The 16435-nt window shown below is 73.0% G+C and carries 15 protein-coding genes and 1 pseudogene; 6 read left to right on the top strand and 10 right to left on the bottom strand.

The window, feature by feature from the left end:
- Positions 1–51 precede the first annotated feature (51 nt).
- Positions 52–267 (bottom strand): I78 family peptidase inhibitor, encoded by a 216-nt coding sequence (locus AOQ53_RS11190; protein WP_059416856.1) that lies wholly within the window; start codon positions 265–267, stop codon positions 52–54.
- A gap of 426 nt (positions 268–693) precedes the next feature.
- Here AOQ53_RS11190 and ctaD point away from each other — a divergent pair.
- Positions 694–2265, top strand: a pseudogene (gene ctaD / locus AOQ53_RS11185) (aa3-type cytochrome oxidase subunit I); the annotation flags it as partial.
- Here the strand turns inward: ctaD and AOQ53_RS40770 are convergent.
- Genes AOQ53_RS40770 through AOQ53_RS11175 form a run of 3 tightly spaced genes read right to left on the bottom strand, consistent with a single transcriptional unit; the run spans position 2264 to position 5204 of the window.
- Entirely contained in the window at positions 2264–3340 is a 1077-nt protein-coding gene (locus AOQ53_RS40770) for a helix-turn-helix transcriptional regulator (protein ID WP_107084014.1), read from the bottom strand. The pseudogene ctaD and the gene AOQ53_RS40770 sit on opposite strands and share 2 nt — an antisense overlap.
- 39 nt (positions 3341–3379) lie before the next feature.
- On the bottom strand, positions 3380–4666 hold the full coding sequence (locus tag AOQ53_RS11180) for an ABC transporter substrate-binding protein (protein WP_059416854.1): 1287 nt from the start codon (positions 4664–4666) through the stop codon (positions 3380–3382).
- Entirely contained in the window at positions 4641–5204 is a 564-nt protein-coding gene (locus AOQ53_RS11175; RefSeq protein WP_059416876.1) for a hypothetical protein, read from the bottom strand. The genes AOQ53_RS11180 and AOQ53_RS11175 overlap by 26 nt, the downstream gene beginning before the upstream one ends.
- A 143-nt stretch (positions 5205–5347) precedes the next feature.
- Between AOQ53_RS11175 and AOQ53_RS11170 the strand changes: the two genes are divergently transcribed.
- Genes AOQ53_RS11170 through AOQ53_RS11160 form a run of 3 tightly spaced genes read left to right on the top strand, consistent with a single transcriptional unit; the run spans position 5348 to position 9387 of the window.
- A complete protein-coding gene (locus AOQ53_RS11170; protein WP_059416853.1) occupies positions 5348–5824 on the top strand; it encodes a hypothetical protein in 477 nt (158 codons plus the stop codon).
- 9 nt (positions 5825–5833) lie between these two features.
- Positions 5834–8749 (top strand): ABC transporter permease subunit, encoded by a 2916-nt coding sequence (locus AOQ53_RS11165; RefSeq protein ID WP_059416852.1) that lies wholly within the window; start codon positions 5834–5836, stop codon positions 8747–8749.
- Positions 8746–9387 (top strand): ATP-binding cassette domain-containing protein, encoded by a 642-nt coding sequence (locus tag AOQ53_RS11160; RefSeq protein ID WP_059416851.1) that lies wholly within the window; start codon positions 8746–8748, stop codon positions 9385–9387. Before AOQ53_RS11165 ends, AOQ53_RS11160 begins: the two co-directional genes overlap by 4 nt.
- Before the next feature lie 70 nt (positions 9388–9457).
- Here the strand turns inward: AOQ53_RS11160 and AOQ53_RS11155 are convergent, their stop codons facing one another.
- Positions 9458–10099 (bottom strand): LysM peptidoglycan-binding domain-containing protein, encoded by a 642-nt coding sequence (locus AOQ53_RS11155; protein WP_059416850.1) that lies wholly within the window; start codon positions 10097–10099, stop codon positions 9458–9460.
- A gap of 545 nt (positions 10100–10644) precedes the next feature.
- Here AOQ53_RS11155 and AOQ53_RS11150 point away from each other — a divergent pair.
- Both AOQ53_RS11150 and AOQ53_RS11145 read left to right on the top strand, forming a co-directional pair.
- Positions 10645–11427, top strand: a complete 783-nt coding sequence (locus tag AOQ53_RS11150) for a hypothetical protein (protein ID WP_059416849.1) — start codon at positions 10645–10647, stop codon at positions 11425–11427.
- A gap of 85 nt (positions 11428–11512) precedes the next feature.
- The gene (locus tag AOQ53_RS11145; protein WP_059416848.1) at positions 11513–11902 is read left to right on the top strand and encodes a hypothetical protein; all 390 of its coding nucleotides are present in this window, start codon (positions 11513–11515) and stop codon (positions 11900–11902) included.
- 61 nt (positions 11903–11963) lie between these two features.
- Here AOQ53_RS11145 and der read toward each other — a convergent pair whose 3' ends face one another.
- The 5 genes from der to aroH all read right to left on the bottom strand — a co-directional run bounded on the left by der (position 11964) and on the right by aroH (position 16429).
- Positions 11964–13460: a ribosome biogenesis GTPase Der gene (der, locus tag AOQ53_RS11140; protein ID WP_059416847.1), complete on the bottom strand. Its 1497-nt coding sequence runs from the start codon at positions 13458–13460 to the stop codon at positions 11964–11966.
- Positions 13461–13540: 80 nt separating this feature from the next.
- Entirely contained in the window at positions 13541–14191 is a 651-nt protein-coding gene (locus AOQ53_RS11135) for a lysophospholipid acyltransferase family protein (protein ID WP_059416846.1), read from the bottom strand.
- Positions 14188–14868, bottom strand: a complete 681-nt coding sequence (gene cmk, locus AOQ53_RS11130; RefSeq protein WP_059416845.1) for a (d)CMP kinase — start codon at positions 14866–14868, stop codon at positions 14188–14190. Before cmk ends, AOQ53_RS11135 begins: the two co-directional genes overlap by 4 nt.
- A 116-nt stretch (positions 14869–14984) precedes the next feature.
- Positions 14985–16070 carry a prephenate dehydrogenase gene (locus tag AOQ53_RS11125; protein WP_059416844.1) on the bottom strand — a complete coding sequence of 362 codons (1086 nt, stop codon included), beginning with the start codon at positions 16068–16070 and terminating at the stop codon, positions 14985–14987.
- Complete coding sequence (gene aroH, locus AOQ53_RS11120) at positions 16067–16429, bottom strand: chorismate mutase (protein WP_059416843.1); 363 nt, start codon at positions 16427–16429, stop codon at positions 16067–16069. The genes AOQ53_RS11125 and aroH overlap by 4 nt, the downstream gene beginning before the upstream one ends.
- Positions 16430–16435 lie beyond the last annotated feature (6 nt).

The raw sequence follows: 16435 nt of genomic DNA, 5'->3' as shown, positions 1-16435 counted from the left end.
GGCACGGCGAAGGCCCCGGTTCCGGAGCGGAACCGGTGCCTTCGCGGTGTCTCAGCCCTTCCAGGCCCGCGCCACCCGGCCGCCCTTCACCTCGAAGTTCAGCCGGCCCACGCGGTACTCCATGGTGATGATCGCTCCCGGCGGCAGCGAGCGCACCGTCGACCAGCCGCGCTCACGCGCGAGGTGTTCGGCCCGGCCGGCCTCCAGGCCGACATAGGTGTCCGGGGTGTCGTCGGGTTCCGCGGAAGGTGTCGGAATCGGTGCCATGCCGCCACGCTATGCCGTGCCCGGCGACCATGGAAGTCCGGGCCGGTAACCCCTGTCCCCGTCCCTCCCCTGTCACGCTTCTGTCACAAGATCACGACAGGTGTTTCGGGCGCTGTCCGTCACACGGACGAGCGGTTTCGTAGGCCTTCCGCAGGCATTCGATCGGAATTTCCGCGTGTCACATGAGCCCATGGAAAAGCCAGGCGGAAAGTTCCGGGAGAAGTGACCTCGGGGCCCCATTCCATTCCGGCGCCACACCGGGCGGCGGAGCCACCGCCGCACAGGAAATGCACGGCTTCGGCACAGCGAGGCCGGTACGCCCCCTGTCGGTGCGCTCGGTGACGCGAGCATCATGGCGTGAGCTCGCGGCGTGCGGCGCGGGCTTCGGCGGGCCCGGCACGCGATGAGCGAAGGGGCGAGCGAGCGATGGGGACGCAGACCGTACAGGCGACGGCGCCGCCCGTGCCGAGGAAGAAGCACGGGCGGGTGGTGGTCGACTGGCTCACCACGACGGACCACAAGAAGATCGGTCACCTGTACCTGATCACGTCCTTCGTGTTCTTCCTGATCGCCGGAGTGATGGCGCTGCTGATGCGCGCCGAGCTGGCCCGTCCCGGACTTCAGATCATCACCAACGAGCAGTTCAACCAAGCCTTCACGCTGCACGGCACGATCATGCTGCTGCTGTTCGCGACACCGACCTTCGCGGGCTTCGCGAACGAGCTGATGCCGTTGCAGATCGGCGCGCCCGACGTCGCCTTCCCGCGGCTGAACATGCTCTCGTACTGGCTGTTCCTGTTCGGCGGGCTGATCGTGCTGGGCTCGCTGCTGGTGCCCTCGGGCCCGGCGGACTTCGGCTGGTTCGCCTACGCCCCGCTGAACAGCGCCGAACGCTCACCGGGCATCGGCGCCGACCTGTGGATCATGGGGCTGGCGCTGTCCGGCTTCGGCACGATCCTCGGAGCGGTCAACTTCATCACCACCATCATCGGGATGCGCGCGCCCGGCATGACGATGTTCCGGATGCCGATCTTCGTCTGGAACACGCTGTTCACGTCGATCCTGATCCTGATGGCGTTCCCGGTGCTCGCGGCGGCGCTGCTGGTGCTGGAGGCGGACCGGCGGTTCGGCTCGCAGGTCTTCGACGCGACCAACGGCGGGGCGATCCTGTGGCAGCACCTGTTCTGGTTCTTCGGCCATCCCGAGGTGTACATCATCGCGCTGCCGTTCTTCGGCATCGTCACGGAGATCATCCCGGTCTTCAGCCGCAAGCCGATGTTCGGCTATCTGACGCTGGTCGGCGCGACGATGGCGATCACCGGCCTGTCGGTAGTGGTGTGGGCGCACCACATGTTCGCCACGGGCGCCGTACTGCTGCCGTTCTTCTCCTTCATGACCTTCCTGATCGCGGTGCCGACCGGTGTGAAGTTCTTCAACTGGATCGGCACCATGATCAAGGGCTCACTGTCCTTCGAGACGCCGATGCTGTGGGCGACGGGCTTCCTGGTGACGTTCCTGCTCGGCGGGCTGACCGGGGTGATCCTCGCGTCGCCGCCGCTGGACTTCCACGTCACGGACACGTACTTCGTGGTGGCGCACTTCCACTACGTCGTCTTCGGCACCGTCGTCTTCGCGATCTTCGCCGGCTTCTTCTTCTGGTGGCCGAAGTTCACCGGGAAGATGCTCGACGAGCGGCTCGGCAAGATCCAGTTCTGGACGCTCTTCGTCGGCTTCCACACCACGTTCCTGGTGCAGCACTGGCTGGGCGCCGAGGGCATGCCGCGCCGGTACGCGGACTACCTCGCCGCGGACGGGTTCACCGTGCTCAACACCGTCTCGACGATCGGCGCTTTCCTGCTCGGCATGTCGACGCTGCCGTTCCTCTACAACGTGTGGAAGACCGCCAAGTACGGCGCGAAGGTCGAGGTCGACGACCCCTGGGGCTACGGCCGGTCCCTGGAGTGGGCGACCTCCTGCCCGCCGCCCCGGCACAACTTCACGGCGCTGCCCCGGATCCGGTCGGAGTCGCCGGCGTTCGACCTGCACCATCCGCAGTACGCGGCGGTGACTGCGCAGCCCGAGCCAGAGCGCCATCAAGCCGGTCCCGAGTCCTCCTGATCGCCTCGATCAGCCCGTCGGGTTCGAGCACCTCGAACTCGAAACCCAGCATCATCACGTGGATCACCATCACGTCGAGGCTGCCGGCGCCGCAGCGCAGCAGGCAGCTGTCCGGGCCCTCCGCCTCCAGCACCCCGGCGCTGGGGGAGATGTGCGCGGCGGCCTCCTCCAGGGGCGCCATGAGCCGCACGACGGCGTGGGTGGCGTACACGCGGGTGGAGACGCCCTGGGAGACGTAGGCGGCGAGGTCGTCTGCGGGCGCCTCGCGCGGCTCGAAGCGCGGGCCGTGCGGGGGCCTGGGCGTGATGCGGTCCGCGCGGAACGTGCGCCAGTCCTCCCGGTCGAGGTCCCAGGCGACGAGGTACCAGCGTCGCTCGGTGCACACCAGGCGGTGCGGTTCGACACTGCGGCGGCTGGTGGTGCCGATGGGGGTCCCCCCGCTCGAGGCTGTTCGAGAGTGGGGGAGGCCGCGGTACTCGAAGCGCAGGCGCTCGGCATCCCGGCAGAGGTGGGCGAGCTCGGTCAGTACGGCCGGGTCGACGGCGTCGGGCACAGGGCCGCGCAGCATCGGCACGGTGAAGGCGTTGAGGGCGCCCACGCGGCGACGCAGCCGGTTCGGCAGCACCTGTTCCAGTTTGGCGAGGGCCCGTACCGAGGTCTCGCCGATGCCCTCGATGCCCTGCCCGGCCGCCGTGCGCAGCCCGATCGCCACGGCGACGGCCTCGTCGTCGTCCAGGAGCAGCGGGGGCAACTCGGCGCCCGCGCCCAGTTGGTAGCCGCCGCCCGTGCCGGGGCTGGCGTTGACCGGGTAGCCGAGTTCGCGCAGCCGGTCCACGTCCCGGCGCAGGGTGCGGGCGCTGACGTCGAGCCGCTGCGCCAGGTCGGGGCCGGACCACTCGCGGTGGGCCTGGAGCAGGGACAGCAGGCGCAGCAGGCGTGCCGAGGTCTCCAACATGGGGGCGAGTCTGCCAGCCCTTGCGGACAGCCGCTGTCCTCAAGGCTCGTAGGCCAGTTGGGGGACGTCGAAGCAGGTGCGGTTCATGTCCCCCTGGGTGACCCAGCCCTTGTCGTCCTGCCAGCGTGCCACCGACAGGCAGGTCCGGCTGGTCCTTGGCGGCTCTGGGCGCCGCTCGAACTCCACGGGCAGGAGCAGTCCGCCCGCGGTGTATGCCTCGCCGCGGTTCATGTAGGCGTCGACGCAGGCGCGCGTGATGCCCGTCCTCGCGCAGGACTCGGCGGCGTCCGTGAACCACCGCGCGGCCGCCCAGCCCTCCAGCTGCCACTGCGAGTGCGTCTTCAGGCCCTTCGTCGCCTCGCGGAACTCCCGTACGGCCGGATGGCCGGTGTCGTCGAAGTTGCGGCTGGAGCCGGTCGCCCAGAGGGCGTTGCGGCAGCGCGGGGCGTCCTTGTAGGCGTCGGCGACGGTGGACGCCCAGTTCTGCACGTTGGTCACCTTGGCGGTGACGTCGGCGCCGGCCTCGTCCATGGCCTGGCACAGCCGGGCGTTGCCGTGGCTGTCGATGGCGTCGAAGACGAGGTCGGCGCCCTGCTCCTTCAGGTCTGCCGCGACGGCGCGGAAGTTGGGCAGGGCGAAGTCGACCTGCTCGGTGACGACCTCGTAGCCCTCGGTGCGCAGGCCCCGTTCGACGAGCCGGGCGTAGGCGGCGGACGCGGACTGGTTGTAGGAGACGACAGCGGCGGTCCGGGCTCCGTGCTCGCGCTTGAAGTAGCGGTAGACCTCGGTGCCGCCGTACAGCTTGCCGTCCCAGCCGGTGGCGCCGTCGCGCGGCGCGAGGCTGCCGTAGATGCCGTAGAGGTGCGGGTAGGTGTCATAGGCGCTGCCGATGGGCTGGCCGCCGATGTCGGGCACGCGCGCGCGTGAGACACGGGAGGCGCCCGCGTAGTCGAAGGCGGTGGTGGCGACCAGGGCGACCACCTCGTCCTCCTCGACCAGCCGGTGCACGCACTCGTTGTTGCCGACGCCGCTGCCGCCGTCGTCGCACAGGCGCACCTCCACGCGGCGGCCGTCGATGCCCCCGCGCGCGTTGAGCCGGTCGAACCACGCCTTGGCGCCGTCGCGCGGGCCTGTGAAGGCGGCGCCGCCGACCGGGCTGGTGGCGCTGGTGATGATGCCGACTCGAAGGGGCGCGGCGTCGCGGGGCGCCGAGGTGTGGTCGTCGTGCTCGAAGTCGCTCTCCGGGAGCCGGCTGCCGCAGGCCGCGCTCAGGGCGAGCAGCAGCACCGCGGCGAGTGCCTCAGCAGCCCGGGACCGGTGACGCATTGCCGCTCAGTTGCACCAGCGCGCAGAGCGTCTTGGCGGACACCTTCCAGGTGCCGTCCTGTTCGACGGCCGTCCCGGAGGCGTCCGGCAGGGCGGTGGCGCCCTTCAGGGTGAGCGTGTACGTCACGTCCGCCTCGGTCGCCGAGGTGAACTCGATCCTGGTGACCTTCGCCTGGACCTGCCCGCCGCGCTCGTCGCCGCTGAAGGCCTTCAGGACGGGGCCCATCCGGTCGCCGTTCTCCAGGACGGCCTGCTTGTCCTCGGTCGAGGTCTTGGGGTCGAAGAACTTCTGCCAGTTCTGCCTGATCTCCGTCTCGGCCGCGGCCCGGTCCGCCGGCGCGCTGGCCGGTGCGCTCGTGGTCCGGTCAACGGTCGGTTGGGGCGGCGTGGCCGCGCTGCCGCCGCCGTCGTCGTCGCCGCATGCCGCGAGGGCCGGGGCGAGGGCCAGGACAAGGGCGGCCGTGATCGCCGTGCCCCGTCCCGCGGCTCGTGGGCCCCGTGTCGCGTTCCCCCGCCTGAGGTCGCTGCCGAGAACCATCTGGCTCACCACCGGGTGTCGGTCCGGGCCATGTGCGCCCGGTGCTTTCAGGGTCAGCTTCCAAGAGGCATAGTGCAAGCGATCGGCGGACTTGAACAGGCGGCCAGGCGCGTGCCCGGACAACCGACGTGTGGGAGCCAGCGATGCGGACAAGCCGACTGCGGACCGTGCATCCCGTCCTGTGGGCCGGCTGGGTGGCGCTGGCCGCCGGTGCGGTGCTCTGCGTCGTCGGCTGGTACGGCGTCTCCGGGGAGCGCTTCGCCGAACGGCAGCTGCCCTACCTCGCCTCCTGCACGATCCCCGGCGCGGCCCTGATCGTCTCCGGGGCGGTGCTGCTGGCCCACGGCCGGAACTCGGTCGCCGCCGCGCGCGTGGAGGAGCTGTACGGCCTGCTGGTGGCGGCCGAGCCGGCCGATGCGGAGGAGACCGGGCAGGCCGCCCTCGCGCCCCTCGCGGTCAGCGGCGAGCTGCTGATGGTGCCGGGCGGCACGCTGTGGCACCGCGCGGACTGCCCGCTGGTCGCGGGGAAGGCGGAGGCGGTTCCGGTGGACTCCAAGCTGGCGGCGAGCGGCGAGCTGGGCCCGTGCCCGATCTGCGAGCCCGCCGAAGAGACCGACTGAGCACGGCCGATGTCCTCGCTGACGTACGACCTCACCCTGGCCGGCCTGGCGGTCGGCAGCGCGGCGGCGCTGACCGGGATCGGCCTGATCGTGACGTACCGCGCGACCGGCGTGCTGAACTTCGCGCACGGCGCGATCGCGATGGTGTGCGCCTACGCGCTGCGGCAGTGCGTGGTCGAGTGGGGCTGGCCGCTGTGGCTCGGGGCGACGGTGACGCTGCTGGTGCTGGCGCCGGGGCTGGGTGTCGTACTGGAGCGGTTCGTATTCCGTTCCCTGGCGGTGCTCGGTGGTGACCCGGCACAGACGCTGGTGGCGTCCATCGGGGTGTTCGTGCTGCTGGTGGGCGGGGCGGCGCTGCTGTGGGGGCAGGGGGCGCGGGACGACGCGCCCGAGCTGGTGCCGGACGAGCCGTGGGGGCAGCTGGCGGTGGTGCTGGTGCTGGCCGCGGGGGTCGCGGCGGTGGTCCGCCGGACGCGGTTCGGGCGGGAGCTGCGGGCCGTGGTCGACGACCGGCAGCTCGCCGTGCTGGGCGGCATCGACGCGGACCGGGTCGCGGCGGCGGGCTGGGCGTTCGGCTCCTTCACGGCGGGCCTGACCGGCGTACTGCTGGCGCCGTTCGTGCGTCTCGACCCGTACGGGCTGCCGCTGCTCGTGATGGAGGTCGTGGCGGTCGCGGTGGCCGCGCGGATGCGGAGCCTGCCGGTCGCGGTGGTGGTGGCGCTGGGCGTCGGGGTGGCGCAGAGCCAGCTCACGCGGCTGCACCCGTCCGGGTGGGGCGCGCCGCTGCTCCAGGCGGCCGGCACGAACCTGTTCGTCGTCGCCCTGCTGGTCGCGGCCCTGGTCCTGCCGGGTGTGGGCACGCGTGACGCGTTGCCGCGCACGGCCACCGCCCGGGTTCCGACACCGCCCGGCGCGTGGATCGTGGCGGCCGTGCTGTTCCTGCTGCCGCTGGGCCTGGCCGGCCGGGACCTGCACACGTCGATCCAGGTGCCGGCGCTGGCCGTCGTCCTGCTGTCCCTGGTGGTGGTCACCGGCCGCGGCGGCCAGATCTCGCTGGGGCAGGCGGCGTACGCGGGTCTGGGCGCCCTGTTCACCGCGCTGCTGGCGGCGGGCCGCTTCCCGGGCCTGCCGGCCGTGCCGGAGCTCGCGGCCCTCGCGGTGGCGGTCGTCCTGGTGGCACCGCTCGGCCTGCTCACGGGCTGGCCGGCGATCGGCCGCCGGGGCCTGGCGCTGGCGCTGGCGACGTTCGCGGTCGGCGTGGGGGTGAGCCGCTTCGTCTTCGCCCAGCCGTACGCCACGTCGGGCCTGTCGCTGGGCCGCCCGGCGGGTTTCGAAGGGGACCGCGCCTACTACGTCCTGGAGCTGCTCCTGCTGGCGGTGGCGCTGCTGGCGGCGCACGCGCTGCGCCGGGGGCGGACGGGCCGGGCCCTCGCGGCCATGCGGGACCACGAGGCGGGGGCGCAGGCGGCGGGCGTCCGGGTGCCGTCCCTGAAGCTGCTCGCCTTCGTCGCGGGCGCCGCGCTCGCCGCGCTGGGCGGCGGCATGCTCGGCATGGGCCTGCGCGCCTTCGACCCCGCCGCCTACGACCCGGTGCGCGGTCTGCTGTGGTTCGCGGCGGTCGTGGTGCTGGGCGCCGACAGCACCCTCGGCGCCCTCGCCGCCGCGGCCCTCCTGGTCGGCCTGGACGCGGGCACGCGCGGCGGCGTGGCCGCGGCCGTGATCGGCGTCCTGGCGGTCCTCGTGGGCCGCTTCCCCGGCGGCCCGTACGAGGCCCTGCGGACAGCGGTGGAACGCCTGCGCCTGAGCCGCGGACCCGCCCTAACCCGGGCGGGAGTCCGGGCCCGCGGGCTGTTGCGCCCGGCGGAGCCGCGGGCGGCCCGGAGGGCGCCCGGCCCGACGGGGGCGACCGGCGTGGTTCGGGGAGCGGAGGGCACGGGGGCGGCCGGACGACGCGAGCCCCGAAGCGGCGAGAGGGGCACGGAGCGCGGCCCCTCGGGCCCGGCCTCCCACCGCCCGCCGGTCGCCTCGGCGGACGGGACGCGCGCGCCCGCCCCGGCGCACCGCCACGGCTCACCCGACGCGGCACGCCCCGGCGGCAGCCGCCCGGCGGCCCCCCAAGCCGCCACGGCAGCGCGCGAGGCCGCCGCCGAGCCCGTCCCGGGCTCCCCGCCACGTGCCGCAGCGCCGCCGGGGGCGCCCCGGCCGCCCGCCGGCCCGACCACCACAGCCTCCCCCGTCCTCACCGCCCGTCATCTCCACGCCCGTTACGGCGGCTTCACCGCCCTCCACGGGGTCGACCTGGACGTCTCCCCCGGGCGGATCACCGCGGTCGTGGGCCCCAACGGGGCCGGAAAGAGCACTCTGTTCCACTGTCTGGCCGGAACGCTACGGCCCGCGCGCGGCGAGGTGAGGTTGGGCGGGCGGGACATCACCGCACTGCCCGCGCATGCCCGCACCCGGCTCGGTGTCGCGCGGACCTTCCAGCAACTGGCCGTCTTCCCGTCGCTGACCGTGGCCGAGAACGTCCGAGTGCGCGCCGAACAGGGCCGGGTGACCGACCCGGGCGCCGTGGAGCGGACGCTGAGGTTGCTCGGTCTGGACGGGCCGGTGCGGGCGCTGCCCGCCGCCGGGCTGCCCACGGGGACGCTGCGCCGCGTCGAACTGGCCCGGGCCCTCGCGGGTGCCCCGCGCGTCCTGCTGCTCGACGAGCCCGCCGCCGGCCTCGACACCGCCGAAGTGGCTGCTCTCGCCCGGGTCCTGAAGGCCCTGGCCGCCGACGGCACGGCCCTGCTCGTCGTCGAGCACGACCTGGACCTGGTCGCCGGCCTCGCCGACGTCGTGCACGTGATGACGGCGGGCCGGATCGTCACCTCCGGCCCGCCCGAGCGCGTCCTGGACGCCATGGGACCGGCGGCCGGGCGATGACCACCGTCTCCCTGCGCCACGCGCGCGTGCGCTACGGCCCGCTGGAGGCCCTGCACGGCGTCACCCTCGCCGCCCCCGGCCCGGGCCTGACCGTGCTGCTGGGCCGCAACGGCTCCGGCCGCAGCACCGCCCTGCGCGCCCTGGCCGGAACGGTGCCCCTGTCGGGTGGCGCCGTGGTGTGGGACGGCGCCGACGTGACCCGCGTACCGGCGTACGAGCGGGCCCGGCGCGGGCTGTGCCTGGTGCCGGAGCGGCAGGCCGTGTTCGGCTCGCTCACCGTGCGCGAGAACCTCGAACTCGCCGCCCCGGACCACGGCCCGGCCCTCGACGCCTACCCGCAGCTGCGGCTCCTGCTGGAGCGGCGCGCCGGCACCCTCTCCGGCGGGGAGCAGCGCATGCTCGCCCTGTCCCGGGCACTGCTGGCACGCGCGCGCGTGGTGCTCGTCGACGAGCCCGCCCAGGGCATGTCACCCTCGGTCGCCGCCCGCACCTACGGGCTGCTGAGCGCGCTCGACGCGTGCGTGGTGGTCGCCGAGCAGCGCCTGCCGCCCGCCCTGCGCGACCGGCCGGTCCTGGTGTACGAACTGCGCCGTGGGGTCGTCGTGTTCGCCGGGGAGGCGAGCGAGCTCGGAACGTGAGCCGGAGACACGCCGAGGCCCTGTCCGGCCGGCCGGACAGGGCCCGCGTCTCCCGGCGGGCGGGAGCGGCTCAGAGTTCGAGGCGCAGGCCGGGCACGATCACATCGGGATCGCCGCCGATGGCGGCCTTGTTGGCGGCGTAGAGGTGCTGCCAGGTGGTCCCGTGCCGGGCGGCGACGCCGCTCAGCGTGTCGCCGTCGCGGACGGTGTAGTCGCCGCGGGAGGAGCCGCGGTCCGGGTGTGCCGTGGAACGCGCCGGCGTCTTCGAGGGCTTCGCCGGAGCGGGCTCGGTGGAGGTGACCGGGTCGGCCGCGGACGCCGCGGGTGCGCTGCCGCTCGCCCCGGCGCGTGCCGAGCAGGTCGGCCAGGCGCCCCATCCCTGGGCGCGCTGGACCTTGGTGGCGACGGCGATCTGCTGGGACTTGCTCGCCTGGTCGGCGGTGGGCGCGTAGGCCGTGCCGCCGTAGGCGCGCCAGGTGGAGGCGGCGAACTGGAGTCCGCCGTAGTAGCCGTTGCCGGTGTTGATGTGCCAGTTGCCGCCGCTCTCGCACTGGGCGATGCGGTCCCACACTCCGCTGTCAGCCGCCGCGGCGTTTCCGGTCGCGGCGAGCAGTCCGAGGGGCGCGAGCAGTGCCGCGCCGGCGAGGACCGCCGTCGTACGAACCTGGTTCTTCCGAGCGTTGTCTCGCGTGGTGACGGCACATTCGGACATGTAGTTCCCTCTCGAAACACCCGGGGTCCCCCAAGGCGGAACGCCACTGCCCGCGCCATGGGGCGCGTGGGTCGCGCTCGCCCCGTCCGCCGGTGTGGTGCTGCGCGTGGTTCCGGAGAATCACGCGGCCGGCGGACGTACCCGAGCGGTGCTCGCTGCACACGGCCGAGGAATCTAAGGAGGTTGACGGGCCGTCATCAACCGATTGCCCGTCGTGGCAGGCCAGTTCCCCGATACCTCGGGTAACGGCTATTTCCGGACACCCATTTCATTCCTGGATTTCCTGATATATCGACCAACCGGCCCGACAGGCTGTGACCCACCTCACCCCCTCAACGTCCTTTGCAGACCGCAGACTTGACGGTGAGTACGCGATTCCGCGCCGAGCGTGACCCTGTGCGCTGGATGGTTCGATTCCGTTCGCTCTGGGGCGTGACTCCCGCCACAGAGCGCCCGTTGTCTTCTTCATGAGCCGGGTCCCACCCGGACCACGGGCCGGGAGCCACCCGGTCCTGCCACGCACCGCATCCCCGAGGGAGTCACCCGTGCCGCGCATGCTCGACGTCAGCGACGAGGTACGCGCCGAGATCGGCGACGAAGAAGCCGACCGCCTGCTCGCCGGGGAGACCGCCCCGGGCAGTTACGACTGCACGTCCTGCCGCACTCCGGGCGACGCCGCACAGGAGCGCACCAGCACCGTCCTGTTCATCGGGGACGAGACCGCCGTCCTCGCCTTCGCCCACGCCGGCTGTCTGCCCTCGCAGGTCGTCCAGGTCACCGAGGAACAGCTCCGGGGCGCCGTGAAGTCCATCACCGGCGACACCGTCGACCTGGAGCCCGACAAGGTGGTGCCCGAGCAGGCGGTGCTCGGGGTGACCAGCGGACTCGTGCTGATCGCCGGGGAGCTGCACCCGGCCCTGGTGGTGGAACCGACCGCGCCCATCGCCAGGCCCGGCACCACGGGCTCCGGCGACGACTTCCTGCCGCTGCTCATCGAGCAGGGCTTCATGCCGCTGGCCGAGCTGTCCGCCGTACCGCCCGTCCTGCACGGCTGGTCGGTGCTGCTCGCCGTGGGCCGGCTGCACGCGGTGCTCCAGCCCGGCAGCAACGGCGGCCAGCCGGTGGCCTGGTGGCAGGCGCACCAGCCGCTCCAGGTCACCGAGGGCTGGCGCGCGGCCGCCAACAAGCACCAGCAGGTACTGATGTTCGCCGCGCCGGTCGGCTCGATCGGCCGCCAGCCGCGCGAGGACCTGCTGCGGGACGCGCTGGACAAGGCGGCGGCGACCGGAAAGCTGGTCGCCGCCGCGCTGCCGCTGGCCGGCACCTGAGCGGCGCGTCACCCGGGCAGCCCGCACCCCTGCGAAAGCCGTACCCGGGCCGCATCCCTTGACCCGCGGGGTCGTTTGGACATACGTGCACGCATACGACGTTCCCCGCCGCCAGTCCTACTCGTCGATCCCCTCCGCACGCTCGGCTCAGGACTCCCAGGGCGGCCCATCGGCCACGCCGATCTACGACGCGCTCTACGCCGAGTACGTCAAGTCCTTCCGCGCACTTCCCGGCGACCGCAGCGGCGAGGAGAAACTCGGCTTCACCGCCTTCGGGAACATCCCGCACAGTACGGGCTCGTACGTCAGTTCGCACAGCAGCTCGTACAGTGCCTACAGCGCGGGTGCCCAGAGCGCCCGCCATGCCGCCGGACAGCAGCCGCAGTGGCAGCGCGTCGGGGCCGTCGGCTCGCACGGCACGGGGATGCACCACGTGCCGGCCGCACTGCCGCCGGGTCGGCGGAGCGGCGTCTGAAGCGAACACCGTACAGCGGAAGGGCGGCCCCGGCTGGGGGCCGCCCTTCCGCTGCTTGCTGCTACTTCCTCTTCGCGCCGCGCTTCTCGCGCACCCGCACCGAGATGTGGATCGGCGTCCCGTCGAAGCCGAACTCCTCGCGCAGGCGGCGCTCGATGAAGCGCCGGTAGCCCGCCTCGATGAAGCCGGAGGCGAACAGCACGAACCGCGGCGGCTTGGTGCCCGCTTGCGTGCCGAACAGGATGCGCGGCTGCTTGCCGCCCCGGACCGGGTGCGGATGGGCGGCGACCAGCTCGCCGAGGAACGCGTTCAGCCTGCCGGTCGGTACCCGTGTCTCCCAGCCCGCCAGGGCCGTCTCGATCGCCGGGACCAGCTTCTCCATGTGGCGGCCGGTGCGCGCCGAGACGTTGACGCGCGGGGCCCACGCCACCTGGCCCAGCTCGGTCTCGATCTCCCGCTCCAGGTAGTAGCGGCGCTCCTCGTCGAGGGTGTCCCACTTGTTGAAGGCGAGGACGATCGCACGGCCCGCCTCGACGGCCATGGTGACGATCCGCTGGTCCTGGACCGAGATGGACTCGGAGGCGTCGATGAGGATGACCGCGACCTCCGCCTTCTCGACGGCGGCGGCGGTGCGCAGCGAGGCGTAGTAGTCGGCGCCCTGCTGGAGGTGGACGCGCTTGCGGATGCCCGCCGTGTCGACGAACTTCCAGGTGACGCCGCCGAGTTCGATCAGCTCGTCGACCGGGTCACGAGTGGTACCCGCCTGCTCGTTGACGACGACGCGCTCCTCGCCCGCCACCTTGTTCAGCAGCGAGGACTTGCCCACGTTCGGGCGGCCGATCAGGGCGATGCGGCGCGGGCCGCCGATGCCGCCCCCGCCGAACGTCTCGCGCGGCGCCTCCGGCAGCACCTCCAGGACCTGGTCGAGCATGTCGCCGGTGCCCCGGCCGTGCAGCGCCGAGACCGGGTAGGGCTCTCCCAGGCCCAGCGACCACAGGTAGGCCGCGTCGGCCTCGCCGCTCGGGCCGTCCACCTTGTTGGCGCACAGCACGACCGGCTTGCCGGCCTTGCGCAGCAGCCGGACGACGGCCTCGTCGGTGTCGGTGGCGCCGACCTTGGCGTCGACGACGAAGACCACCGCGTCGGCCGCGTCGATCGCGTACTCGGCCTGGGCGGCCACGGAGGCGTCGATGCCGAGGACGTCCTGCTCCCAGCCGCCGGTGTCCACGACCTTGAAGCGGCGGCCCGCCCACTCGGCCTCGTAGGTCACACGGTCGCGGGTGACACCGGGCTTGTCCTCGACGACGGCCTCGCGGCGGCCGATGATGCGGTTCACCAGGGTCGACTTGCCGACATTGGGGCGGCCGACCACGGCGAGGACGGGCAGCGGGCCGTGCCCGGCCGCCTCGATCGCGCCCTCGACGTCCTCGAGGTCGAAGCCCTCCTCCACGGCGAGCTCCATGAACTCCGCGTACTCGGCGTCGCCGAGCGCCCCGTGGTCGTGCTCGGGCGCGCCTTCGTACGCGTCCGAGCCGTCGGGCTGGGTCTGGTCGTTCATGAAGTCCGTACCTCGTCGTTCATCGTGGTGGTCGGTGGAGTACCCGCTGTCTCACGGGCTGATCCACTACTCAGTGTTGTCTAGCGCCCGGTGAAGCGCCTGGCGTTTTCCAGGTGGGCGGCGAGCTGCTTCTGGATGCGCCCGGTCGCCGCGTCCAGCGCCGTGCGCGTGCGGCGCCCGCTGCCGTCGCCCGCCTCGAAGGGCTCCCCGAAGACGACGTCGACACGGGACCGCAGCGGAGGCAGCTCCTTTATCAACCGTCCCCGCTTGTCGGAACTTCCCAGCACGGCGACCGGCACGATCGGGGCGCCGCTGCGCACCGCGAAGTACGCGAGCCCGGCGCGCAGCGAGGCGAAGTCGCCCTCGCCCCGGGTGCCCTCCGGGAAGATGCCGAGCACGCCGCCGTTCTCCAGCACGCCGAGCGCCCGGGTGATCGCCGTGCGGTCGGTGGTGTCGCGGTCCACCTTCACCTGGCCGATGCCGGTGAGGAACGGGTCGAGCGGTCCGACGAACGCCTCCTTCTTGATCAGGAAGTGCGTCGGCCGGGGCGCCACGCCCATGACCATCGGGCCGTCGATGACGTGGGAGTGGTTGACGGCGAGGATCACCGGTCCGGTCGTGGGCACCCGCCAGGCGCCGAGCACGCGCGGCTTCCACAGCCCGTACATCAGGCCGACGCCGATGCGCCGCCCGACGTCGGCGCCCCGCAGGGAAGGCAGCTGGTCGGTCACTTCCCGGCCCGCTTCTCCTCGACGAGGGTGACGACGCACTCGATGACCTGGGCCAGCGTGAGCTCGGTGGTGTCCACCTCGACCGCGTCGTCGGCCTTGGCGAGCGGCGAGGTCTTGCGGCTGGAGTCGGCCGCGTCCCGCTTGATCAGGGCCTCGCGGGTGGAGTGCACGTCGGCGCCCTTCAGCTCACCGCTGCGGCGGGCGGCACGCGCCTCCGGCGAGGCGGTGAGGAAGATCTTCAGGTGGGCGTCCGGCAGCACGGTCGTGCCGATGTCGCGGCCCTCGACCACGATGCCGTTCGCCGCGGAGGCCGCGATCGAGCGCTGGAGCTCGGTGATCCGGGCGCGTACCTCGGGCACCGCGCTGACGGCGCTGACCTTGGAGGAGACCTCCTGGGTGCGGATCGGGCCGGCCACGTCGACGCCGTCGACGGTGATGGTGGGGCCCTGCGGGTCGGTGCCGGAGACGATCTCCGGCTTGCCGGCCGCTGCGGCGATGGCGGCGGGGTCGTCGATGTCGATGCCGTTGGTCACCATCCACCAGGTGATCGCCCGGTACTGGGCGCCGGTGTCCAGGTAGCTCAGCCCGAGCTGTGCCGCCACGGCCTTCGAGGTGCTCGACTTGCCCGTGCCGGCGGGGCCGTCGATGGCGACAATCACTGGCGTGGCGCTTTCCACTGTGGGGACCTTCCTGAACCGGGCTGGCGGGGGTGAGGGCGCGACTGCCCCGCACAAGGTTACTGGGTGCGGGTCACTCGTCCGGCCGCGCGTCGCTCAGCCACATCCAGCATGCACTACTGCCGGATCGCCCAGCCACGGTCCCGCAGCGCGGCACTCAGCACGGGTGCCGCCTTCGGCTCCACCATCAGCTGCACCAGACCGGCCTGCTGCCCGGTCGCGTGCTCGATGCGCACGTCCTCGATGTTGACGCCGGCCCTGCCCGCGTCCGCGAAGATCCGGGCGAGCTGTCCCGGCTGGTCGTCGATGAGCACGGCCACGACCTCGTAGGCCCGCGGGGCGGACCCGTGCTTGCCGGGGACGCGGATCTGCCCGGCGTTGCCGCGCCGCAGGATGTCCTCGATGCCGGTGGTGCCGTCACGGCGCTTGTCGTCGTCGGCGGACTGGAGGGCGCGCAGGGCCCGCACGGTCTCCTCCAGGTCGGCGGCGACGTCCGTGAGCAGGTCGGCGACCGGCCCGGGGTTCGCGGAGAGGATGTCGATCCACATCCCGGGATCGGAGGCGGCGATCCGGGTCACGTCCCGGATGCCCTGCCCGCACAGCCGTACGGCGGCCTCCTCGGCGTGCTCCAGGCGCGCGGCGACCAGGCTGGAGACCAGGTGGGGCATGTGGGAGACGAGGGCGACGGCACGGTCGTGGGCGTCGGCGTCCATCACGACCGGCACGGCACGGCAGTGCGAGACCAGCTCCAGGGCGAGGTTCAGCACCTCGGTGTCGGTGTCCCGGGTCGGGGTCAGCACCCAGGGGCGGCCCTCGAAGAGGTCGCCGGTGGCGGCGAGCGGGCCGGACTTCTCCCGGCCGGACATGGGGTGCGTGCCGAGGTACGCCGTCAGGTCGAGGCCGCGTGCCTCCAGCTCCCGGCGCGGCCCGCCCTTGACGCTGGCGACGTCGAGGTAGCCGCGCGCCGCACCGCGGCGCATGGCGTCGGCGAGTACGTCGGCCACGTGTGCGGGCGGGGCCGCGACGATCGCGAGGTCGACGGGCCCGCCCGGCGCCTCGTCCGTGCCGGCGCCGAGCGCGGCCGCCGTACGGGCCTGCTCGGGGTCGTGGTCGGCGAGGTGCACGGTGACGCCCCGCTGGGACAGTGCCAGGGCGGCGGACGTGCCGATCAGCCCGGTTCCGATGACGAGTGCGGTCCTCACTGGGCGATGTCCTTGCGCAGGGCGCCCGCGGCGCCGAGGTAGACGTGGGCGATCTCGGCGCGGGGCCGGTCCGACTCGATGTGTGCGAGGACACGGACGACGCGCGGCATGGCGCCCTCGATGTCCAGTTCCTGGGCGCAGATCAGCGGGACGTCGACGATGCCGAGCTTGCGGGCGGCGGCCGCCGGGAAGTCGCTGTGCAGGTCGGGCGTGGCCGTGAACCAGATGCTGATCAGGTCCTCGGCGGTGAGGTCGTTGCGCTCCAGGATGGCCGTGAGCAGGGCTCCGACCTGCTCGTCCATGTGCCCGGCCTCGTCCCGTTCGAGTTGGACGGCGCCCCGGACCGCTCGTACCGCCACGGCGTT

Origin of the sequence: Streptomyces azureus (assembly GCF_001270025.1) — a bacterium.
Classification (GTDB): domain Bacteria; phylum Actinomycetota; class Actinomycetes; order Streptomycetales; family Streptomycetaceae; genus Streptomyces; species Streptomyces azureus.
Note: the sequence above shows the minus strand (reverse complement) of the source record. Positions and strands in the feature narration are given on the sequence as shown.